The following is a 21,242-nucleotide window of genomic DNA, read 5'->3' on the forward strand; positions in this document are numbered from 1 at the left end:
GTTTGGCGTGCAACCTCACCGTGCGGGGACACCGAGATGCTGGCCACTGACTGTTCACTCCGGTCACAGCCAATGGTCGTCTTGGTCGTATAGATTTCCCGCTTCGTGTCGAAACAATGGTGCTAACAGTGGTCATACCCCCGCAGTTTCTTCTGTCTTCGCAGGCCAGCGAGCCGCGCACTCTGTGTGACGTCCTGGATCGGACTGCCGAGGTACACCCCGACGCGCCCGCGATCGACGACGGCGAGCTGTCGCTCACGTACTCACAGCTCCTCGCCGTGGTCCGGCGCGGGGCCGAGCGACTCACCGCGTCGGGTGTCCGCAAGGGCGGGCGTGTCGGAATCCGGATGCCCTCGGGTACTCGGGATCTCTACATCGCAATCCTGTCCACTCTCTACGCCGGAGCGGCCTACGTGCCCGTCGATGCCGACGATCCGGACGAGCGTGCGGAATTGGTGTTCGGCGAGGCCCAGGTGGACGCGATCGTCGGGGCCTCCGGGATCCAGGCGTTCGAGGCGCAGTCCGATGCGCGAATCGAGCCGTCACCCCAGGCGCCACGACCCACGGTGGACGACGACGCGTGGATCATCTTCACATCGGGCTCCACCGGAACACCCAAGGGTGTCGCGGTGACCCATCGCAATGCCGCGGCGTTCGTGGACGCCGAGGCGCGCATGTTCCTCGTCGACGAGCCGTTGGGACCCGGCGACCGCGTTCTGGCCGGGCTGTCGGTCGCGTTCGACGCATCGTGTGAGGAGATGTGGCTGGCATGGCGCCACGGCGCCTGTCTCGTCCCGGCACCGCGATCACTGGTGCGCAGCGGCATGGACCTGGGTCCATGGCTCGTGCAGCGCGACATCAACGTGGTGTCGACGGTGCCGACGCTCGCGTCGCTGTGGCCTCCGGTCGCGCTGGAAGCGGTGCGGTTGTTGATCTTCGGCGGTGAGGCATGTCCGCCGGAGCTCGCCGAGCGGCTCGCCGTCGAGGGCCGGGAGGTGTGGAACACCTACGGCCCCACCGAGGCAACCGTCGTGGCGTGTGCGGCACCGCTGGACGGCGCGGGGCCGGTCCGGATCGGATTGCCGCTCCCGGGTTGGGATCTCGCGGTGGTCGATACCGACGGGCAACCTGTCGTCGAGGGTGCCGTCGGTGAACTCGTCATCGGCGGTGTGGGCCTCGCGCGCTACCTCGATGCGGCGAAGGACGCCGAGAAGTACGCTCCCATGCCGACTCTGGGCTGGGACCGCGCCTATCGCAGTGGCGACCTCGTCCGTCTCGACCCGGCAGGCCTCCTGTTCATGGGACGTGCCGACGATCAGGTCAAGGTCGGTGGCCGTCGTATCGAGCTGGGCGAGATCGACAATGCGCTGCAACAACTCCCGGGGGTCAGCGGCGCCGCCGCGGCCGTCCGGAAGTCGGCGGCGGGCAATAGTCTCCTGGTCGGCTATCTGGTCTCCCCGAATCCGGACTTCGACATCGCCGCGGCACATGCCACCCTCGCCGAGCACCTGCCTGCTCCGATGGTCCCGCGGCTCGCACTCGTGCCCGAGTTGCCGACCCGCACCTCGGGCAAGGTGGACCGGAACGCGCTCCCGTGGCCACTGCCCGGCACCGAGTCGACCGACGACGCCGAGGAACTCAGCGAGACCGAGGAATGGGTCGCGAAGTGCTGGACCGACGTACTCGGCGTGGTGGTGAACAACCCACAGGCGGACTTCTTCACCGAGGGCGGCGGATCACTCGCGGCCGCGCAGCTGGTCACCGCGCTGCGGACCCGCTACCCCGACATCACCGTCGCCGACCTCTACGACCATCCCCGGCTCGGGTCGCTCGCCGAGATGCTCGACGGACGCAAACCGTCGACCGTCGTCACGCCGCGAGACGTCACACCGACCCCGCGCAGGACCGGTCTCGCGCAGATCGCCCTGTCGGTACCGCTGACCACCCTGACCGGCCTGCAGTGGGCGACCTGGTTGGGAGTGGTGAACAACATCGCCGTCGAGGTCGTCGAGCGCACCGACCGCTACGTCCCGTGGATGGTTCACGTGAACTGGTGGGTGCTGCTGGTCGCATTCCTGCTGTTCATCACCCCTCCCGGACGCATGGTGATCGCCGCGACCGGTGCCCGGCTACTCCTCGCCGGGGTCGTCCCGGGCAGCTACCCGCGCGGTGGCGGTACCCATCTGCGATTGTGGGTCGCCGAACGGCTGCTCGAGGCGAGCGGCGCGTCGAACCTGTCGGGTGCGCCCTGGATGATCTACCTGGCCCGAGCACTGGGGGCGAAGGTCGGTCGCGGCGTCGACATGCACACCATCCCGCCGGTGACCGGTTTCCTCACCATCGGAGAGGGCGCGTCGGTCGAACCGGAGGTCGACATCACCGGATGGTGGATCGACGGTGACGTCGTGCACATCGGGGAGATCGTCATCAAGCGTGGCGCGTCGGTCGGCGCACGGTCGACACTGTTGCCCGGCGCGGTGATCGGCCGCGACGCCGAGGTCGCGCCCGGGTCGGCGGTCCGCGGCCGGGTGAAGGCGGGCCAACACTGGGCGGGCTCGCCCGCGGCAAAGGTCCGCAAGGCCGATCACCCGTGGCCGGATCATCGGCCACCGCGTGGGAGCGCGTGGGTCTCGATCTACGGGGTGTCGTCGTTGCTGCTGGCCGCGATCCCGCTGATCGCGCTGGCGGCCGGTCTCGCCGTGATGGGCTCCTGGGCCGTCCACGCCGACCGGCTGCACGACGTCGGACTGCGTTGCCTGATCCTGCTCCCGGCCGCGACCGTGACCAGCCTGCTGGTGTTCGCGGTGATCACCGCCGTGCTCGTCCGGCTGCTGTCGATCGGCCTGTCGAAGGGCTATCACCCCGTCCGCTCGCGCGTCGGCTGGCAGGTGTGGATGACCGAGCGCCTCCTCGATGCCGCGCGAACCTACCTGTTCCCGCTCTACGCGAGCCTGTTGACGCCGTGGTGGTTCCGGCTCCTCGGTGTCAGGGTCGGCGCGGGCACCGAGATCTCCACCGCACTGGTGCTGCCGAAGTTCACCACCATCGGCGACGGCGCGTTCCTCGCCGACGACACCATGGTGGCGTCCTACGAGCTCGGCGGCGGCTGGATGCACATCGACGAGGCAAAGATCGGGAAGAGATCGTTCCTGGGCAACTCTGGGATGACCGGTCCCGGCCGCAAGGTACCGAAGAACAGTCTCGTCGCGGTGCTCTCGGCCACCCCGGACCGCGCGAAGTCGGGGTCGAGTTGGCTGGGCAGCCCGCCGGTCCGCCTGCGGCGCACGGCGGCCGCCACCGACACCTCGCGCACGTTCGATCCGTCGACACGGCTCAAGGTCGCGCGTGCGGTGGTCGAGACATTGCGGATCATCCCGGTGATGGTGTCATTCGGCCTCGGACTGTTCATGCTGCTCGGCCTGCAGTACATCGCCCAGCACACCCACTACTGGGTGGCGGCCATCGTGAGCGGGTTGCTGCTGCTGGTGGCCGGCGCAGCCGCATGCTGCATCGCGGCAGCGGCGAAGTGGCTGGTCGTCGGACGCATTCGGGTGTCCGAGCACCCACTCTGGAGCTCGTTCGTCTGGCGCAACGAACTCTCCGACGCCTTCGTCGAGACGGTCGCGGCGCCCTGGTTCGCCAACGCCGCCACGGGAACCCCGATCCTCAATCTGTGGCTGCGCATGCTGGGCGCGCGGATCGGCAAGGGGGTCTGGTGTGAGACCTACTGGCTACCCGAGGCCGATCTCGTGACCCTCGGCGACGGCGCGACCGTGCAGCGCGGCTGCGTGGTGCAGACGCATCTCTTCCACGATCGGGTGATGGCCATCGACCGGGTCACCCTGGAAGCGGGCTCGACGTTGGGCCCGCATTGCGTCGCACTGCCGGCGGCAGGCCTCGGCGAGGCCGCCACCGTCGGTCCCGCGTCGCTCGTGATGCGCGGCGACGTGGTCCCCGCACACACCCGCTGGCAGGGGAATCCGATCGCGCCGTGGAGCGGTTAGGGATCGAAGACGATCAGTCGACGACCGCTGTCCGGCGACGACGCCGGAACACGTAGTGATCGGCGGCGGCGCCACCCGACTGGGCGAACCCGACGGCGAGGAGAGCGGCGATCAGCGCGAGCGGCAGCTCGTATCCACCGTCGGCGCTCCAGAAACCGCTGTCCCAGTGCGCGTACGCGATCGCGCCGATCATGTCCGCGATCAGCAGGATCGACACCAACGGCAGGAGCAGACCCAGGATCAGCAGGATGCCGCCGACGAACTCGACCCAGGTCGCGTACTGCGCCGCCAGGTTGGGAGCCGGGATACCCATCCCGTCGAAACTCTTCTCCACATTGCTGATTCCGTTCGTGTGGAGTTTCTGCCAGCCGTGCATGATGAAGATGTAGCCGAGAATCAACCGTGCCAAGAAGAACGTCACACTTCGTACGCCGAACATGATCTCCCTTTCGTCCCGACCCAAGTAACCGGACTGTAGTCCGGATGTGGATCCCCACCTTCTCACGATCGCCACCGCCGCGTGCACCTCGGGTGCGGCAGGTAACCTAAGTGTCCGCGACGGCTCACCGCCGCCGTGGGACATACGCGCCGCAACTCGCACATCGTGCGGCGCATCCATCCACCGGATCATCTCAGGTGAACGCGTGCCCGGGGTGTGTATCGATCAGGCAGGAGCGTCAGTGCCGGGTAAGTCGAGCAAGGGTCCGCGACAACCCCTCCTCGGCGCTCCACTCGATGCCCTCGACCCGTACCTGCCCGACAACGGCAACCTCGGTTACCGGATCTCGCGCTACGACCTCGAACTCGAGTACAAGGTGTCGCCGAACCGCCTGGCCGGCACCGCGACACTCACCGCGACGTCGTTCATCCACCTGCGCAGGTTCACCCTCGACCTCGCGTCGTCGATGTCGGTGTCGCGCGTGACGATCGACGGGAAGCGCGCCCGCCACAGCCACCGGAACCGAAAGCTCACGGTCACTCCCGAGTCCCCGATCCCGCCCGGCGGAGCGTTGACCATCGTGATCCGCTATTCCGGATCACCACGGCCCATCCGCGGACCGTGGGGCGAGGTCGGCTGGGAGGAACTCACCGACGGTGCGCTGTGCGCCAATCAGCCCAACGGCGCCGGATCGTGGTTTCCCTGCGACGACCATCCCAACGCCAAGGCCCCCTACCGGTTCTCGATCACCACCGACAGCCCCTACTACGCGCTCGCCAACGGCGTCCTCGAGTCCAAGCGGACCCGCGCAGCACAGACCACCTGGGTCTATCAGCAGGTGGAACCGATGGCGACGTATCTGGCATCCGTCCAGATCGGGATGTACAAGAAGAAGACGCTCGCCACCAAGCCCGTTCCGGTGGAGGCAGTACTGCCGCCGCGACTGATGCGCGACCTCGAGGTCGACTTCGGCCGCCAGATCGAGATGGTCGAGGCGTTCGTCGAGATGTTCGGGCCCTACCCGTTTCCCGTCTACACCGTGGTGATCACCGACGACGAGCTCGACATCCCCATCGAGGCGCAGAGCTTCTCGATCTTCGGCGCCAACCACTGCGACGGCAGCCGCCACGCCGAACGGCTGGTCGCACACGAGCTGGCCCATCAGTGGTTCGGCAACTCGGTGACGCTGTCGCGGTGGCGCGACATCTGGCTGCACGAGGGATTCGCCTGCTACGCCGAGTGGCTCTGGAGTCAACGGTCCGGCGGCCGGAGTGCCGCCGAGTGGGCGCGGATCTACTACGACAAACTCGCCGCACACCCGGTCCGGGCGACACTCACCGACCCCGGCCCGCGCCACATGTTCGACGACTGGGTCTACAAACGCGGCGCATTGACCCTGCACGCACTGCGCCTGAGCATCGGCGACGGCAACTTCTTCGCGCTCCTGCGCCGCTGGACCGACAAGTACCGGTACGGGTCGGCGACCACCGAGGACTTCATCGCACTGGCCGCCAACTACTCGACGATGTCGCTCGGACCGCTCTGGGACGAGTGGCTGTTCACCGCCGCGCTGCCGGCCTTTCCCGGGCCGTCCTGATCCGGAGACCATCCGTGGAATCCCCATGTCCGACGACGTAGAACAGCAGGCGGTACGCGGCACCATCGGGCGGGTCACCATCGCCACGCTGATCGCCGCGGCCTCCGGATATCTGGTCCTGCTGCTCGCCGCCCGTCACCTCGGCGCCGCGGGCTACGCCGTCTTCGCGGTGTTCTGGGCGGCCTACGGCATGTTCACCGGCACCCAGAACGGCCAGCTGCAGGAGACGACCCGTACCGTGCGGGCCGCCCTCGATTCCCGCCGCGACCAGGCAGCAGGCGACCGCACACTCCGCGCCCGCCCCTGGCTGATCAACGCGGCGATCGGACTCGTCCTGGCGGCCGCCGTCGCCGCGACGTCACCGCTGTGGAGCGGTCAGGTCTTCACCGAGGAGCGGTGGCTGTCGGTGCTCCTGCTCTCCGTCGGGGTCGCGTCGTTCGCGGTCTACGCACATCTCGCGGGTGCACTCTCGGGAGCACTCGCCTGGGGGCCGTTTGCCGTCCTGCTCTCCGTCGACGCTCTCATCCGACTGATCGGCGCGGTCGTCGCGGTGGCCCTCGGCGGCGACGTGACGTCGTTCCTGGTGATCACGGTGATCGGATCGGTGTCGTGGATGGCCGTCCTGCTCACCTCGGCGGCGGCCCGGAGCGCGGTCGGCCTGCGCGGCGACGTCGCGCCCGGACGCTTCACCACCAATACGCTCACCGCGATGGCGGCCGCGGCCGCGAGCGCCGTGCTGGTGATGGGCTTCCCGGTACTGATCAACGCCACCAGCCGCGATGACGCCGACACCGCGACCGTGGGTGCGGTGGTGCTGGCCGTGACACTCACCAGGGCGCCGCTCCTGGTGCCGCTGAACAGCTTTCAGGGCGTGCTCATCACCCGGTTCGTCGACGGCCGCCGACACCTGATGGCCGCACTGCGCACGCCGGCCGCGGTGGTCGCGGCGATCGGCGTGGTGGGGTCGGCAGCCGCATGGCTGCTCGGACCGTGGCTGTTGACCACCGTGTTCGGTGCGGATTTCCACCTGTCGGGCGCCACGCTGGCCGCGTTCACACTCGGTGCGACCGCGCTCGCCCTGCTCACCGTGAGCGGCGCGGCGGCCATAGCGGTCGGCTCGCACCGCTGGTACGCGGCCGGCTGGTGGGTCGCCACGCTCGCGTCGATCGGACTGCTGCTGTTACCGCTCGGGGTCGAGGGCCGGGTCGCGATCGCCCTGATCGGCGGACCGGTGATCGGGATGCTGGTTCACGGTGTCGCGTTCGCCCGGCGCAGCGTGCCCGCGGCGGCCAGCACGCGCGACTGAAGGTGATTGAGCCGCGACGTCGCATGGAGACGTGCGGCACGTGCGGCGCGATGCCATCCGAGCTCGGCGCATCGTCGCGCCTCACCGGCGAAGAACGCGTTCTCCTCGGCGAACCGCCGCCCGTCGACCGCCTGTAGGGAACTCACCGACGCCTCGTGGCGCCGGTACCGGAACACCACCGTCGAGTCGTGGACCAGCGAACCACCGGTCGCGGCCAGATCCACCAGCAGTGCGAGGTCGAGGACGATCTCCAGCCCTGGACGGAACCCGACGTCGCGCACCGGTTCGGTGCGCCACAGCAGAGATGGGAAATAGGTCCAGTTGCCATGGTAGAGGCTGGTCGCCAGGGCCTCGCCGCCGAGCACCGTCGCCGACCCGCCCGCCGAGGCCCCAGGTGTGAGAAACCCCTTGATCCGGTCGCCCAGCGGACGCACCACCTCGCCGCGGTCGTCGATGACCTCGACCCCGGGCGCCACCACCGCGGCGTCGGGGTGGTCGTGGGCGAGCGCGCGTACGGTGCCGAGGTAATCGGGCAGCATCACGTCGTCGCAGCCCATCACCACGAAATGCTCGGCCTCCACCAACTCGACGCAGCGACGAAAGTTGCCGTTCACTCCGAGATTGGTCTCGTTGCGCAGGTAGTGGACCCGTGGATCCGCGAGTGACGTCAACCATTCACGCGGCTCGGGATCCGGGTAACAGTCGTCGATCACCACCAGCCGGAGATCCCCGTCACGCTGGTCCAGGACGCTGGTGACGGCCTGCCGAAACTGCGCGACGTCGCCGTAGAAGGGCATCATCACGTCGATCGGCACGCGACCAGACTAGTGCCGGGATACGCCCGCGCCTCGGCTAGGGTTACCCACATGGCCTCCGGTTCCACCAGCAACGATGACGTGTGGCTGGTGATACCCGTCTACAACGAGGCGCAGGTGATCCGGAAGGTGGCGGCCGACGCTGCGCAGGTCTTTCCCAACATCGTCTGCGTCGATGACGGCAGCAAGGACGACTCCGCCGACGAGATCATCGCCGCAGGCGCCCGTCTGGTGCGGCATCCCGTCAACCTCGGCCAGGGCGCCGCGATCCAGACCGGCGTCGAGTACGCGCGTGTGCAGCCGGGCGCGCGCTTCTTCGTCACCTTCGACGCCGACGGGCAGCACCAGGTCGACGACGTGGTCGCCATGATCGAACGACTCCGCACCGAGCCGGTCGACATCGTCGTCGGCACCCGGTTCGCCGAGGGACGCAGCGAATCGGTCCCGCCCCTTCGTCGAATGGCGTTGCGCACCATCGTGTTCCTCAGTCCGCGTACCCGACGTCTCGGACTCACCGACGCCCACAACGGATTACGCGCATTCAACAAGACCGTGGCCGACCAGCTCGACCTGATGATGGGCGGGATGAGTCACGCATCCGAGTTCGTCGCCCTCATCGACCACTACGACTGGCGGGTCACCGAGCAACCGGTCACCATCCTCTACACCGACTATTCGCGCGCGAAGGGACAGTCCCTGATCAACGGCGTGAACATCGTGGCCGACGGCCTGCTGCACGGCCGCATGCGGCGCTGAGAACGTTGGGAGACTACCGATGATCATCATCCAGATACTCTTGGTGGCTGCCGCCCTCGGGCTGGTGTGGTACTTCATCACCAACCGCGGCAACGCGCGCGCCTCGGCGGGCGTGAAACTGCTCTTCGTGGCGTTCGTGGTGTTCGGGATCTATGCGATGCTGCGCCCCAACGACATCACCGCCGTGGCCGAATGGGTCGGCGTCGGCCGTGGCACCGACCTGGTGTTGTACTGCCTGGTGATCGCCTTCGCGTTCACGACGGTGGCGACCTATCTCCGGTTCCGCGAGTTGGAGATCCGCTATGCACGGCTCGCCCGGGCGATCGCGTTGCAGAACGCGGAGAACCAGAACGACGCCTGAGGCGTCTACCCGAGTGGCGGATCGGTCGCCAACGATCGCAGATAGGCCGTCACGTCGGCGTACTCCGGTAACAGCCCACTCTCACGGGCGGCCGAGAGGCCCGGTGCGGCCGTGTCCTTCTCGGAGAGTTCGTAGTCGAGCGGCGTGCCGTCGCGGGCAGCCGTCGGCCACTCGATGCCGAGTTCCGGATCGAGCGGGTTGATGCCGTGCTCGGCGCCCGGGTTGTATCCGGTCGAGCAGAGGTAGGTGACGGTGGAACCGTCGGCGAGGGAACAGAATGCGTGGCCGAGCCCCTCGGACAGGTACACCGCGCGACGGTCCACGTCGTCGAGCAGCACGGTGTCGTAGGTGCCGAACGTCGGTGACCCGACCCGGATGTCGACGATGACGTCGAGGATGGCACCGGACGCACACGTGACATATTTGGCCTGCCCGGGCGGGACGTCGGCGAAATGGACGCCGCGCAGCACGCCGGCCGCCGACACCGAGAGGTTCACCTGCGCGAGGTCGAGCCGGTGACCGATCGCCTCCTCGAGCAGATCGCCCTTGAACACCTCCGCGAACAGCCCGCGGGCATCGCCGTGCTGGACGGGTGTGAGTTCCCATGCACCGTCGATGGACAGTGGTCGCAGCTTCATTCAGAATCCCTTTCCACGGTCCAGCAGTTCGAGCAGGTAATTGCCGTAACCCGACTTGCGGAGCTTCTCCGCACGCGCACGCAGATCCTCGTCGTCGATGAATCCCCGCCGCCAGGCGATCTCCTCGGGCACCGCGATCTTGAGGCCCTGCCGCTGCTCGACGGTGCGGACGAAGTTGCCGGCGTCGAGGAGCGAGTCGAATGTGCCGGTATCGAGCCACGCGGTCCCGCGCGGCAGCACCTTCACCGCGAGCTTTCCGCGATCGAGGTAGTGCGCGTTGATGTCGGTGATCTCGTATTCGCCACGGGCACTGGGTTTCAGGTCACGGGCGATCTCCACGACATCGTTGTCGTAGAAGTACAGTCCGGGCACCGCATAGTTGGACCGGGGATGTTCGGGTTTCTCCTGCAGGGCGACCGCTCGGCCGTCAGAGTCGAAGTCGACGACGCCGTACGCGGCGGGGTCGGCCACCCAGTAGGCGAAAATCGCTCCGCCGTCGACATTCTCGAAGCCCTGCAGCTGGCTGCCGAGACCTGGTCCGTAGAAGATGTTGTCGCCCAGCACGAGTGCCACCGAGTCGTCGCCGATGTGATCGGCGCCGAGGATGAAGGCCTGAGCGAGCCCGTCCGGCGACGGCTGGGTGACATAGCTGATGGAGATGCCGAACTGCTCGCCATTGCCGAGCAACCCGTGGAACGCGTCGCTGTCCTGCGGGGTGGTGATGATGAGGATGTCGCGGATACCGGCCAGCATGAGAGTCGAGAGCGGGTAGTAGATCATCGGCTTGTCGTAGACGGGCACCAACTGCTTGCTGACGCCCTGCGTGATCGGGTGCAGACGGGTCCCGGTACCGCCGGCGAGAATGATTCCGCGCATGACCCTCAGACTAGGCGACGGTAGGCTGATCGGCGTCAGCGAAAGGGGTAGTCCATGCGGGTTCTGGTCACCGGGGGTGCCGGTTTCATCGGCGCCAATTTCGTGCTGCGGACCCTCGAGCAGCGCCCCGACGTCGAGATCACGGTGCTCGACAAGCTGACCTACGCCGCCAACCCGGCCACCCTGGCGTCGGTGTCCGATCGCATCGACCTCGTCAAGGGCGACATCGCCGACGCCGACCTCGTCGACGACCTGGTGGCGGCCACCGATCTGGTGGTGCATTTCGCCGCCGAATCCCACAACGACAACTCACTGGCCGACCCGTCGGCATTCGTGCAGACCAACCTGGTCGGCACCTACAGCCTGCTCGAGGCGGTCCGCCGTCATGGCGTGCGGTATCACCACATCAGCACCGACGAGGTCTACGGCGATCTCGACCTCGACGATCCGGCCCGGTTCACCGAGGCCACCGCCTACAACCCGTCGAGTCCCTACAGTTCCACCAAGGCGGGCAGCGATCTGCTGGTGCGCGCGTGGGTCCGGTCGTTCGGGCTGGCCGCGACGATCTCCAACTGCTCGAACAACTACGGCCCGTATCAGCACATCGAGAAGTTCATCCCCCGCCAGATCACCAACGTGCTCTCGGGCGTGCGTCCCAAGCTCTATGGCGACGGCCTCAACGTGCGCGACTGGATTCACGTCGACGACCACAACGACGCCGTCTGGACCATCATCGACAAGGGTGAGATCGGCGAGACCTACCTGATCGGCGCCGACGGCGAGGTGAACAACCGCACCGTCGTGGAGACCGTCCTGGAACTGCTCGGACAACCCGCCGACGCATTCGACTTCGTCACCGATCGCCCCGGCCACGACCGCCGCTATGCCATCGACTCCACCCGCCTGCGTACCGAACTCGGCTGGCGCCCACAGTATGTGGACTTCTCAGCGGGCATCTCCGCCACCATCGACTGGTACCGCGACCACACCGACTGGTGGCAGCCGGACAAACAGGCCGTCGAACAGGGCTACGCCGCCACCGAGAAGGTCATCCGCTAGACACGTCCCAGGCATCCAGCGGCACCACCCGATCGAGGAAGTCGACCTGATCGGCAACGATCTCCTCGAAGGCGTCCCCGACATAGATGTCGAAATGGCCTTCCGGGTAACGGATCAGCCGTGTGGTCGGACCGCGACGGGCGTAACGCACCGTCGGACGGGGCGGCGCGACAGTGTCGTCGTCGCACACGCAGACCAGCACCGGGCAGGTGATCCGCTGCAGCGATCTCCCCGGGTGGTGCAGCGGGATCGCGAGCCCGACCCGGGCGGCGACCTCGTTGCTGAACGGATGGCCCTCCGGGACCAGCGGAAGGTAACCGGGGATCACATCCGGTGCCGTCATCAATGCGGCGTCGCCTGCCTCCCCCGCCAGCCCGACCGTCACGGGCGCACGACCGAGCACCGACCCCGCCAGATCCATGACACCGCGGGCGGTCACCTTGATCGCCGAGATGGGATGCAGAGCCAGCGTCGACGCGATACCGCTGGTGAACGGGCATTGCGCGATGACCGCGGCCACGTCGCCGTCCCGGGCGCCGGCCGCCATCGCATGGCCACCGCCGAACGACGTGCCCCACAGGACCACGCGCCGACCGTCGACATCGGGGATCGAGCGTGCATGGGCGATCGCCGCAGCCCAGTCGGCCAGCTGGCGACGGATCGACAACAGTTGCCGCGGCGAACCGTCGCTGGCACCGAAGTGGCGGTAGTCGAACACGAGACATGCGTACCCGGCGTCGGTGAACCGTTCGGCAAACGCGTCGAGTCGCATCTCCTTGACCGCCCCGAGCCCGTGCGCCATCACGATGACCGGTGCAGGCGTCGCCGCGTCGGGCAGGTACAACCATCCCCGGCAGAGATCCCCCGCGCCGCCCGATCTGAATTCCACGTCTCGCCGCGACACAACGCCGACGGTATCCCGAGACGATGAGGGCGACAACACAGCATCCCCGGAGCGAACGCCCAGGCCGATTGCATACCGTGGTGCCATGCGCGTACTCGTCAGCGGCGGCGCCGGCTACATCGGCTCGCACACGGTCATCCGTCTCGTCGAGGCAGGCCACGATGTGGTCGTCGTCGACGACTTCAGCAATGCCAAGCCCACCGTCGTCGGCAGGCTGGAGGCCCTCACCGGCACATCGGTCCCGGTCCATTCCTTCGACCTCACCGACGTCGACAAGACCGAGCATCTGTTCGCCCACGAGACGATCGACGCGGTCATCCACTTCGCCGGCTTCAAGGCGGTCGGCGAGTCGGTGGCCAAGCCGCTCGACTACTACCAGAACAACCTCGACAGCACGTTCTCACTGCTACGCGCCATGCGACGACATGATGTGCGGACGCTGGTGTTCTCGTCGTCGGCCACCGTGTACGGCGCCGAGCCGCAACTCCCGATGACCGAGGACCTGCCGACGTCGGCGACCAACCCGTACGGCTGGACCAAGGTGATGATCGAGCAGGTCCTCACCGACGTCGCCGCGAGCGACGACCGCTGGCGGATCGCCGCGCTGCGCTACTTCAACCCGGTCGGTGCACACGTCAGCGGCGACATCGGGGAGGACCCGAGCGGCATCCCCAACAATCTGATGCCGTTCGTCGCGCAGGTCGCTGTGGGACGCCGGGTGAAACTGTCGGTGTTCGGAGACGACTACGACACCCCCGACGGCACGGGCGTCCGCGACTACATCCACGTCGATGATCTCGCCGCCGGGCACGTCGCCGCACTGGATCGCATCAGCGCGGGCACCACGCCGATGTCGATCTGGAACCTCGGTACCGGGCAGGGTGTTTCGGTCCTCGAGGTGATCAAGGCCTTCGAACGCGCGAGCGGCAGGCCGATCCCGTACGAGATCGCACCCCGGCGCGCAGGCGACATCGCCGCGTCGTACGCCGATCCGACGAGGGCCAACGCCGAGCTGGGCTGGTACGCCACCAAGACCATCGACGACATGTGCGCCGACACCTGGCGCTGGCAGTCGAAGAACCCGAACGGTTACCCGGACGCCTGACCGGCGCCCGCGAACACCGAGTCGTTCACGCGGTAGATCGTCACGTTGCCGCGGCGGAAGACCGGCGTCAGACCCGGCGCACCGTGCTCACGCAACGCCAAGAACGGGTCGCCCTGCACACCGTGTTCGGGGTCGGGCACGCCGTTCTGGAACGGCCAGTAACTGGGCGGACTGTCGATCAGGTAATGCACGTTCATGTCCCGCACGATCTGGTCGACATGCGGGTCGGCACCGATCTGGGACACACCCCAGTACAGGTCACGCTGGCGCTGGGAGAAGTCGTTGGCGCGGTAGAACGGGAACATCGGCGTGACACCGGTGACCGGATAGATCCAGCCGGTGCCCTGGTCGAGGTTGTTCATGACCAGCGTGTCGCGGATTCCGGGTTGCCGTTCGAGCCAGTGATACGCCACGAGGTCGTCGGGCCCGACGTACTTGCCATCCCGCTGCTTCGACGCGATCTGCGCGTCCGATGGATATCGCCACACCCCGGCTCCGGCGACGACCAGCAACAACACCGCCACCGCGGCCGGCGCCACCCAGCGGCCCGATCGCGGCCGCACCGACGTCGGTTCGGGCGCGACGCGCCGCGACACCAGCCCGGCCACCCCGAGCGCGATCGCACCCAATGCGATCCCGGCCGCGGCCGCCGAGAGCATCGCGACCACAAAGGTCAACCGGTGCGGCGAGTTGTAGAAGTAGCCGCCGATGGCGCCGAGCGGATAGGTCAGCGGGCCGAGGGCGACCACCGAGTTGGCGGTCACCAGAACGAAGACCAGCCAGGCGGCGAGTCCGGCCCAGCACCGCATCCACACCAGCACGCCGAGTCCGATCAGTGTGAGGACGATCAGACCCCAGATCGGGTAGTGATCCTGCAGCGGGATGGTGCCGTTGAACGCCGCCTGCCCGAGCGCGTTGAACACGCTGACGTGTTCCTCGCGGAAGTCGAAGAAGGGCAGTTCGTTGGTGTCGGACACCTTGATCGTCCCGGCCACCACGGGAGCGATGCCCACCAACGTCACCAGGCCGGTCGACACCAAGGTCGTCAGGTCGGCCAACCGCCCGTACGCGGGTCGCCACAGTCCTTCACAGAGCCACCACAGCGCGACGAGGACGACGGTCAGGATGAGACCGGACGGATGGGTCGCGGTGACCCCGGCGAGAGCGAGGGCGGCCGGCAGCACCCGCCGACGGTCACGGACCGCACTGATGATCAGGATGGCGGCGACCGGCGCGATCGACACCCCGACCGCATTCGGCACCGAGGTCAACTGGATCTCGACGTAGGGCAGCGACGGGAACAGCGCCGAGACCGCGGCCGCGGTGCCGGCGAGCACCGCCGATCGGTTCGTGTCGAAGCGATGGCGGGCCAGCCAGTACGCGAGGGAAGCGACCCCGAACGGCACCGTGATGGCGAGCGCCGCAGGCGAATACGTGTTGTAGAGCTCGACCGGGTCGGCACCGGTCAGCGGGAAGAGCACGGCGCCGAGGGCATGCCAGGTGTTCGGGTAGTAGTTGAAGCCGTGGGTGTCGTAGTTCATCAGCTCGCCCATGCGCAGCGCCGACCCGACCCCGGTCTCGTGGATCCACCGCAGCGAACTCGCATGCCACAGGGAGTCCCACACCTGCGAGATGTTGCCCAGCCCGGCGAACGCGGTCTTGACGAGCGGACGGATACAGGTGATCGCGATGATCGCCCCGCCGATCACGGCACCGCCGATCAGCGGCAGCGTCGCGCGACGGGTCAGCGGCGGGTCGTCGTCGGACGACTCGGCCGGTGCCAGACCACGTAGTCGTCGGGTGCCGAGGAGCGCCGCGTACGCCCAGCCGACGAGCAGGGTGATCACCAGCGCCACCAGGGCCGTCACCGCGTTCCATTCGAACCCGATGGCCGAGTAGACGACGGTGAAGAGGCTGACGATCGCGAAGGTGATCGGCGGACCTGCCGCGATCGCGACCGGCCACGGCAACGTCATCCGACGTCCGACCAGCGCCCCGGGCACCACCAGCACAAGTGCTGTCACGACGGTGACCCACGCGCCCAGCAACATCGCCCGCAACCTCCCGTGCCCGAAGAACCACGATGAGGTTACCGGTCGGTGTATGAAGTGGGTTCCGGCGGATCAGCTCGTCGCGACGTCACGTGCCCGATCGGCGCGGTGCGCGAGAGCGACGATCACCAGGCAGGCCACCGCCGCCACCATCCCGACGCCGAACATCATCGGGTAGGTGACCGACCCGAAGGTCTGCGATGTCCACGCGAGCACGGCCGGCACGGCGAAGCCGAGATAGGTGACGCCGTAGAACACCGCCGTGAGTCCGGCGAGGTTGTCGGGACCGGCGATCCGCTGGACCTCCAGGAGTCCGGAGATCATCGCCATGCCGTACCCGCAACCCAGCACTGCGGCGGCCAGGAGCGAGAGCCAGATCGTCAGCATCGCCGCGGCGGCCGCGGCCAGTGCCATGCCGACGGCGAGCACGATCAGGGCGAGAACCACGCCGCGCACCCCGTGCGGGTCGTCGATGCGGCGGCCCACGGACTGGATACCGAAACCGGCCGCGAGTCCCAGCACGCAACACAGCGCTGCGAAGGCGATCGGCGCACCGGAGGTGTGCGCGGTCATCAGCGCCGGGATCACCGCATACGCCGACGCGCACGCGCCGAACACCCAGGGCGCGACGGGCAGCACCACGAACAGGAATCGGCGGTTGGCGATCCCGAGGATCTTCAGGTCGTCGAGCAGTCGGCCCGGGTGTTCCTGGCGGGGGCGGGTCTCCGGACTGCCCGACAACCACAGCAGGGCCGCGACGGCGACCGCGATGTTGACCGCGTACGGCGTGACCGTCGGCCACGGCCCCCACTGGGCCAGCACACCCGCGAGCCCAGCGCCCACACCGAATCCCGCCGTGAGACTCATGGCCGCCCGGCGTGCGCCTGCCGGCGCACCCGATCCGTCGCGGGCACTGATCTCGGCGATCCAACTGCCGCCGACCGCCATCGACAGGCCGAGCGCCACGCCGCTGGCCACCCGCCCGACACTCAGCAGCGCGAACGAGTGCGGTCCGAGTGCCAGCAACACCGAGCCCAGCGCGGCAAAGATCGGCGCAGGCAACATCAGCGGCCGACGACCGAGCCGGTCCGAGAGCGGGCCACCGATCACCAGGGCCGGCACGATCCCGAGCACGTAGGTGAACAGCAGGCTGTCCACCGCGACGTCGGACAGGCCCCCGTTCTGCCGGTACATCACCAGCAGCGGCGTGAACTCGTTGCCGCCCCACGCCGCGGCGAACACTGCCGCGGAGACTGCCATCCAGCGACCGCTTCTGATCGCCGTCGCGGTGGTCTGGCGGTCGATGGCATCGACACTCATGAGCGTTCCCCCGGCCTGATGTCGTGGACGGCCGCGAGATGCGCGGCCAGGGCGGTCGCAAAGGCCTCGGCGTCACCCGCTTCGATGGCGGCCAGCAGTTCGCCGTGGTCGGACAGGATCCGGGCGGCGACGCCCGTGTCCCGGTGCACGCTCGCGGTGGTCATCCGGCGGTGCCGTTCACCGAGGCCCACGAAGAAGTCGGCGAGCAACGGATTGTCGCCCGCGGTCACGATGAGCTGGTGGAACTCGGCGTCGAGCCGGGAGAACTCGGCGATGTCGGCCGGGTCCGCCGCGCGGTGGGCGACGAGATTCTCCGCGAGCCGTGCCGTGAGCGAACCGCGAACGGAGTGATCTCCGACGACCGACCGCACAGCGTGTCCCTCGAGCAGGGTTCGCGCCTCCACCACGTCGCGCGCTTCACGCTCCCCGATGGGCACCACGAGCGCGCCGCGCTTGGGGTAGAGACGCATCCATCCCTCGGCCTCCAGACGCAGGAACGCCTCGCGGACCGGAGTGCGGCTCACCGCACAGCGAGAGGCCACATCGCCCTCGCTGATGAGCTCACCGCCGACGATCTCGTTTGTGAGAATTTGACCCTTGACCTCGCGATATACGCGCTCAGCAGCCGATTCAGGGGTGGCACTCAACATAGACACAAGTTGTATCTTACCGGCCCGAGCGATCATTCGGGGGGCACCTTGATCCGGTCGTCGAGACGGTGGGACACTGAGCGGGTTCCGCGCCCAGGTTGTTGCGTTATCCGGACGCGGCGGTCGCGGCATCTGATGGTCACACCGGCCAGATGCAGTCGAGACCGACGAGGATATTCGGGCGCCCCGCCGATGTGGCGCCACCGTCTACCCGCCTCATCGATGACGCGGGTTACGCAGGAGGAACAGTGGCCAGCACGGCAGACAACGTCCCGACCGACCGGCAGACCGGAGCGCCGTTCAACGAGCCGTCGATCGACGATGTGCCCATCACCGACGAAGAGATCTTCATGGCTCACGTCGGGGGCAAACTCTCGGTGGAGTTGCGGTCCCCGATCGACACCCAGCGGGATCTGTCGATCGCCTACACGCCCGGCGTGGCGCAGGTGTCACGGGCCATCGACAACGAGGCCCACCTGGTGAACAAATACACCTGGACCGACCGGCTCGTCGCGGTGGTCAGCGACGGCACCGCAGTACTCGGGCTCGGCGACATCGGCCCGCGCGCCTCGCTGCCGGTGATGGAGGGCAAATCCGCCCTCTTCCGCACCTTCGCGGGCCTGAACTCGATCCCGATCGTGCTGGACACCAAGGACCCCGACGAGATCGTCGAGACCCTGATCCGTCTGCGGCCGAGCTTCGGCGCGGTCAACCTCGAGGACATCTCCGCGCCGCGCTGCTTCGAGATCGAACGGCGCGTCATCGAGGCCCTCGATTGCCCGGTCATGCACGACGACCAGCACGGCACCGCGATCGTGGTACTCGCCGCCCTCAAGGGTGCGATGGCCCAGCAGAACCGCGATCTCCGCGACCTCAAGGTGGTCATCTCCGGCGCCGGCGCCGCGGGCGTGGCCTGCGCGAACATCCTCGACCACGCGGGCGTCACCGACGTCGTGGTGCTGGATTCCAAGGGCATTGTCAGCTTCCACCGCGACGACCTGAACGAGATCAAGCAGGAACTCGCCGAGCGCACCAACCCGCGCAGCCTCGGCGGTGGCCCCGCGGAGGCATTGGCGGGTGCCGACGTCTTCCTCGGCGTCTCGGCGGGCAAGATCGATGAATCCCTGATCGCCTCGATGGCCGAGAACGCGATCGTGTTCGCGCTCTCGAACCCGGACCCGGAGATCCATCCCGCCGTGGCCGCGAAGCATGCCGCGATCGTCGCGACCGGTCGCAGCGACTTCCCGAATCAGATCAACAACGTGCTCGCCTTCCCGGGCGTGTTCGCGGGTGCGCTCGACGCCGGCGCACGACGTATCACCGAACGCATGAAACTTGCTGCGGCAGAAGCGATCTTCTCGGTCGCCGCGGACGACATCCGCCCCGACCGGATCGTCCCGAGCCCGCTCGATCAGCGGGTCGCACCGGCCGTCGCGGCGGCAGTCGCCGAGGCCGCGAAGGCCGAAGGTGTCGCCTGAGCCGACCTTTTCGTAGCAGTAATACGCGGTGAGCGCATATTACTGCTACGGAATCAGCGTCAGTCGCGGTTCTGCCAGGTGCACAGGCAGATCTCGTTGCCCTCCGGATCGGCGAGCACCCACCACTCGGGGGCGAACTCATCGGTGACGAGCGACCCGCCCGCGTCGACGGCGGCCGCCATGCGGTCCTCGACGACGTCGTGCGGGACCCAGAGGTCGACGTGGACGCGATTGCGTTGCGGTCGCGGCCCGTCCATCTGCTGGAACCAGACTCCCGGCAGGATGCCCGCCGGGTCGGCGAGGTCGACCGACGTCTCCTCGGGTTCGTCCCGGTATCCGAGGACCGCCTTCCAGAACGGCCTGATCGTGGCGATGTCGAGTGCGTCGATGCCCAGTTCGAAGCGGGCGGGCGGCGCAGGCAGCGACTCGAGGTCGAGGTCGGCGGCGATCGCGGAGATCGTGTTCGCCAATGCGACGTCTGCCTCGGTGAGCGCGTTCGCACTATGCGTCGTCAAGGCGAGATGAACTGAGCCATAACGCAACTCGATGTCTGGATGATGCTGCACCGCCTCGGCGGCGTCGATGATCTTGGCGACGAACTCACCGCCCTTGACCATGCCGCCGGTCTTGTATGCGGCGTAGAGGGTGTCGGCGAGCACCCGCCACGGGTCGGAGATCGCCTCGGTTGCGGCCGCGGCACTGACTGGGGTTCCACTGGATCCGGTCATGTCTCCGACACTACGACCGGTTCGCGCTCCTGGGTACCCTGGTGGCTGTGCTCCTTCCCGCCGCAACGGCGCACGGCGTGGCAGACGGCTCCATCGACCTGGCCTTTCGTCGATGGAAAGTCCCGCGTGTCACGGTCGGGTCAACGTTTGTCAGCTCGGCAGGCGTCGTCGAGATCGTGTCGGTGGCGCAGATCCGCGCGGACGACATCTCCGACGACGACGCCCGGCGCGCCGGCTTCGATTCGCCTGCGAAGGCCATCGCGAAACTGCGAGCGAATGACGATCCGATCTTCCGCGTCGGTCTGCGATGGGCGGGGCCCGATCCGCGCATCGCGTTACGCGAGGACGACGCCCTGTCCGACGACGACATCGACGATCTGCTGACCCGACTGGCCCGGCTCGACGCGCGGTCGTCGTATGGGCCGTGGACACGCGCGACCCTGGACGTCATCGCACGCCGGCCCGCCGTCGTCTCGACCGAATTGGCTGCCGAATTGGGCAGGGAGCGGCCTGATTTCAAGCTCGACGTGCGAAAGCTGAAGAAGCTCGGCCTGACCCACAGCCTCGACGTCGGATACGAGTTGTCGCCGCGGGGTCGGGCGCTGCTGGACCGCCTCGACACAAAACACGTGCGCGGGCGCTAGTCGGCGCATAATCGACACATGCCCAGCCCGCCTCCGGCTCGCCATCTGCTGCGGGCCAAGGACCTCGTCGACGCCCGCTTCGCCGAGCCGCTGACCGTCAACGAGATGGCCTCGGCGGCCGGTCTGTCGCGGGCACACTTCACACGTGCCTTCGCCGCGACGTTCGGAGAATCTCCGCACGCGTACCTCCAGACCCGTCGGCTCGAGCGCGCGGCCGCCATGCTGCGCAACACCGACCGTTCGGTGGCCGACATCTGCATGTCGGTCGGGTTGTCGAGCGTCGGATCCTTCACGACCAGCTTCACGAAGGCCTTCGGCAAAACGCCCACCGCCTATCGGTCATCGTTCCCGCCCGCGAAGGCCTATGTCCCGGTGCCCACCTGTGTGATGCGCATCTACGGCCGACCGGCACCGACGACGCGCAGACCGAAGACAGCACACGGGAAGAAGACCCCGGACGTCGCCGGCTCATAACGTGAGGATCACCCAACACCACCAGATCCACGAGAAC

Annotated in this window: 19 protein-coding genes; 10 read left to right on the forward strand and 9 right to left on the reverse strand. The window is 67.8% G+C overall.

The window, feature by feature from the left end; genetic code table 11:
- Nucleotides 1-116 precede the first annotated feature (116 nt).
- The gene (locus OVA31_RS08725) at nucleotides 117-4,004 is read left to right on the forward strand and encodes a Pls/PosA family non-ribosomal peptide synthetase (RefSeq protein ID WP_267630682.1); all 3,888 of its coding nucleotides are present in this window, start codon (nucleotides 117-119) and stop codon (nucleotides 4,002-4,004) included.
- Nucleotides 4,005-4,017: 13 nt separating this feature from the next.
- Here the strand turns inward: OVA31_RS08725 and OVA31_RS08730 are convergent, their stop codons facing one another.
- Nucleotides 4,018-4,443: a DoxX family protein gene (locus tag OVA31_RS08730; RefSeq protein WP_267630683.1), complete on the reverse strand. Its 426-nt coding sequence runs from the start codon at nucleotides 4,441-4,443 to the stop codon at nucleotides 4,018-4,020.
- 241 nt (nucleotides 4,444-4,684) lie between these two features.
- Between OVA31_RS08730 and OVA31_RS08735 the strand changes: the two genes are divergently transcribed.
- Both OVA31_RS08735 and OVA31_RS08740 read left to right on the forward strand, forming a co-directional pair.
- Nucleotides 4,685-6,040 carry a M1 family metallopeptidase gene (locus tag OVA31_RS08735; protein ID WP_267630684.1) on the forward strand — a complete coding sequence of 452 codons (1,356 nt, stop codon included), beginning with the start codon at nucleotides 4,685-4,687 and terminating at the stop codon, nucleotides 6,038-6,040.
- A 25-nt stretch (nucleotides 6,041-6,065) separates the two neighbouring features.
- Nucleotides 6,066-7,346: a lipopolysaccharide biosynthesis protein gene (locus OVA31_RS08740; protein WP_267630685.1), complete on the forward strand. Its 1,281-nt coding sequence runs from the start codon at nucleotides 6,066-6,068 to the stop codon at nucleotides 7,344-7,346.
- Here OVA31_RS08740 and OVA31_RS08745 read toward each other — a convergent pair.
- Entirely contained in the window at nucleotides 7,289-8,161 is an 873-nt protein-coding gene (locus OVA31_RS08745; protein WP_267630686.1) for a glycosyltransferase family 2 protein, read from the reverse strand. The two genes, OVA31_RS08740 and OVA31_RS08745, sit on opposite strands and share 58 nt — an antisense overlap.
- Nucleotides 8,162-8,212: 51 nt before the next feature.
- On the opposite strand from OVA31_RS08745, the gene OVA31_RS08750 reads away from it, so the two are divergent.
- Both OVA31_RS08750 and OVA31_RS08755 read left to right on the forward strand, forming a co-directional pair.
- Nucleotides 8,213-8,917, forward strand: coding sequence for a glycosyltransferase family 2 protein (locus OVA31_RS08750; protein WP_267630687.1), 705 nt, complete (start codon nucleotides 8,213-8,215; stop codon nucleotides 8,915-8,917).
- A gap of 19 nt (nucleotides 8,918-8,936) precedes the next feature.
- The gene (locus OVA31_RS08755) at nucleotides 8,937-9,278 is read left to right on the forward strand and encodes a DUF2304 domain-containing protein (protein ID WP_267630688.1); all 342 of its coding nucleotides are present in this window, start codon (nucleotides 8,937-8,939) and stop codon (nucleotides 9,276-9,278) included.
- 5 nt (nucleotides 9,279-9,283) lie between these two features.
- On the opposite strand, the gene OVA31_RS08760 is transcribed toward OVA31_RS08755, so the two are convergent.
- Entirely contained in the window at nucleotides 9,284-9,916 is a 633-nt protein-coding gene (locus tag OVA31_RS08760) for a dTDP-4-dehydrorhamnose 3,5-epimerase family protein (protein ID WP_267630689.1), read from the reverse strand.
- The gene (gene rfbA / locus OVA31_RS08765) at nucleotides 9,917-10,792 is read right to left on the reverse strand and encodes a glucose-1-phosphate thymidylyltransferase RfbA (RefSeq protein WP_267630690.1); all 876 of its coding nucleotides are present in this window, start codon (nucleotides 10,790-10,792) and stop codon (nucleotides 9,917-9,919) included.
- A 54-nt stretch (nucleotides 10,793-10,846) separates the two neighbouring features.
- On the opposite strand from rfbA, the gene rfbB reads away from it, so the two are divergent.
- Entirely contained in the window at nucleotides 10,847-11,851 is a 1,005-nt protein-coding gene (rfbB, locus tag OVA31_RS08770) for a dTDP-glucose 4,6-dehydratase (protein ID WP_267630691.1), read from the forward strand.
- On the opposite strand, the gene OVA31_RS08775 is transcribed toward rfbB, so the two are convergent.
- A complete protein-coding gene (locus OVA31_RS08775) occupies nucleotides 11,841-12,755 on the reverse strand; it encodes an alpha/beta hydrolase (RefSeq protein WP_267630692.1) in 915 nt (304 codons plus the stop codon). The genes rfbB and OVA31_RS08775 overlap by 11 nt on opposite strands.
- Nucleotides 12,756-12,840: 85 nt before the next feature.
- Between OVA31_RS08775 and galE the strand changes: the two genes are divergently transcribed.
- Nucleotides 12,841-13,860 carry a UDP-glucose 4-epimerase GalE gene (gene galE, locus OVA31_RS08780; RefSeq protein ID WP_267630693.1) on the forward strand — a complete coding sequence of 340 codons (1,020 nt, stop codon included), beginning with the start codon at nucleotides 12,841-12,843 and terminating at the stop codon, nucleotides 13,858-13,860.
- Here the strand turns inward: galE and OVA31_RS08785 are convergent.
- The 3 genes from OVA31_RS08785 to OVA31_RS08795 form a co-directional block, all read right to left on the reverse strand.
- Nucleotides 13,845-15,911 carry a DUF6541 family protein gene (locus tag OVA31_RS08785; RefSeq protein ID WP_267630694.1) on the reverse strand — a complete coding sequence of 689 codons (2,067 nt, stop codon included), beginning with the start codon at nucleotides 15,909-15,911 and terminating at the stop codon, nucleotides 13,845-13,847. The two genes, galE and OVA31_RS08785, sit on opposite strands and share 16 nt — an antisense overlap.
- 72 nt (nucleotides 15,912-15,983) lie before the next feature.
- Nucleotides 15,984-17,231, reverse strand: coding sequence for an MFS transporter (locus OVA31_RS08790; RefSeq protein ID WP_420714159.1), 1,248 nt, complete (start codon nucleotides 17,229-17,231; stop codon nucleotides 15,984-15,986).
- Nucleotides 17,228-17,881 (reverse strand): GntR family transcriptional regulator, encoded by a 654-nt coding sequence (locus OVA31_RS08795; RefSeq protein ID WP_267631457.1) that lies wholly within the window; start codon nucleotides 17,879-17,881, stop codon nucleotides 17,228-17,230. Before OVA31_RS08795 ends, OVA31_RS08790 begins: the two co-directional genes overlap by 4 nt.
- A 248-nt stretch (nucleotides 17,882-18,129) precedes the next feature.
- On the opposite strand from OVA31_RS08795, the gene OVA31_RS08800 reads away from it, so the two are divergent.
- Nucleotides 18,130-19,359 (forward strand): NAD(P)-dependent malic enzyme, encoded by a 1,230-nt coding sequence (locus OVA31_RS08800; protein ID WP_267630695.1) that lies wholly within the window; start codon nucleotides 18,130-18,132, stop codon nucleotides 19,357-19,359.
- 59 nt (nucleotides 19,360-19,418) lie between these two features.
- On the opposite strand, the gene OVA31_RS08805 is transcribed toward OVA31_RS08800, so the two are convergent.
- On the reverse strand, nucleotides 19,419-20,087 hold the full coding sequence (locus OVA31_RS08805; RefSeq protein WP_267630696.1) for a VOC family protein: 669 nt from the start codon (nucleotides 20,085-20,087) through the stop codon (nucleotides 19,419-19,421).
- 47 nt (nucleotides 20,088-20,134) lie between these two features.
- On the opposite strand from OVA31_RS08805, the gene OVA31_RS08810 reads away from it, so the two are divergent.
- Both OVA31_RS08810 and OVA31_RS08815 read left to right on the forward strand, forming a co-directional pair.
- On the forward strand, nucleotides 20,135-20,731 hold the full coding sequence (locus OVA31_RS08810) for a hypothetical protein (protein WP_267630697.1): 597 nt from the start codon (nucleotides 20,135-20,137) through the stop codon (nucleotides 20,729-20,731).
- A gap of 18 nt (nucleotides 20,732-20,749) precedes the next feature.
- Nucleotides 20,750-21,205: a helix-turn-helix domain-containing protein gene (locus tag OVA31_RS08815; protein ID WP_267630698.1), complete on the forward strand. Its 456-nt coding sequence runs from the start codon at nucleotides 20,750-20,752 to the stop codon at nucleotides 21,203-21,205.
- Nucleotides 21,206-21,242 lie beyond the last annotated feature (37 nt).

The sequence above is a fragment of the Gordonia sp. SL306 genome (assembly GCF_026625785.1).
GTDB lineage: Bacteria > Actinomycetota > Actinomycetes > Mycobacteriales > Mycobacteriaceae > Gordonia.

Excerpts from the sequence above, each read along its gene's own strand:
- OVA31_RS08755 (WP_267630688.1), top strand. The coding sequence starts at position 8,937 with ATGATCATCATCCAGATACTCTTGGTGGCTGCCGCCCTCGGGCTGGTG.
- OVA31_RS08790 (WP_420714159.1), bottom strand. The coding sequence starts at position 17,231 with ATGAGTGTCGATGCCATCGACCGCCAGACCACCGCGACGGCGATCAGA.
- OVA31_RS08740 (WP_267630685.1), top strand. The coding sequence starts at position 6,066 with ATGTCCGACGACGTAGAACAGCAGGCGGTACGCGGCACCATCGGGCGG.
- OVA31_RS08805 (WP_267630696.1), bottom strand. The coding sequence starts at position 20,087 with ATGACCGGATCCAGTGGAACCCCAGTCAGTGCCGCGGCCGCAACCGAG.
- rfbA (WP_267630690.1), bottom strand. The coding sequence starts at position 10,792 with ATGCGCGGAATCATTCTCGCCGGCGGTACCGGGACCCGTCTGCACCCG.
- OVA31_RS08750 (WP_267630687.1), top strand. The coding sequence starts at position 8,213 with ATGGCCTCCGGTTCCACCAGCAACGATGACGTGTGGCTGGTGATACCC.
- rfbB (WP_267630691.1), top strand. The coding sequence starts at position 10,847 with ATGCGGGTTCTGGTCACCGGGGGTGCCGGTTTCATCGGCGCCAATTTC.
- OVA31_RS08795 (WP_267631457.1), bottom strand. The coding sequence starts at position 17,881 with ATGTTGAGTGCCACCCCTGAATCGGCTGCTGAGCGCGTATATCGCGAG.
- OVA31_RS08730 (WP_267630683.1), bottom strand. The coding sequence starts at position 4,443 with ATGTTCGGCGTACGAAGTGTGACGTTCTTCTTGGCACGGTTGATTCTC.
- OVA31_RS08760 (WP_267630689.1), bottom strand. The coding sequence starts at position 9,916 with ATGAAGCTGCGACCACTGTCCATCGACGGTGCATGGGAACTCACACCC.
- OVA31_RS08815 (WP_267630698.1), top strand. The coding sequence starts at position 20,750 with ATGCCCAGCCCGCCTCCGGCTCGCCATCTGCTGCGGGCCAAGGACCTC.
- OVA31_RS08785 (WP_267630694.1), bottom strand. The coding sequence starts at position 15,911 with ATGTTGCTGGGCGCGTGGGTCACCGTCGTGACAGCACTTGTGCTGGTG.
- OVA31_RS08725 (WP_267630682.1), top strand. The coding sequence starts at position 117 with ATGGTGCTAACAGTGGTCATACCCCCGCAGTTTCTTCTGTCTTCGCAG.
- galE (WP_267630693.1), top strand. The coding sequence starts at position 12,841 with ATGCGCGTACTCGTCAGCGGCGGCGCCGGCTACATCGGCTCGCACACG.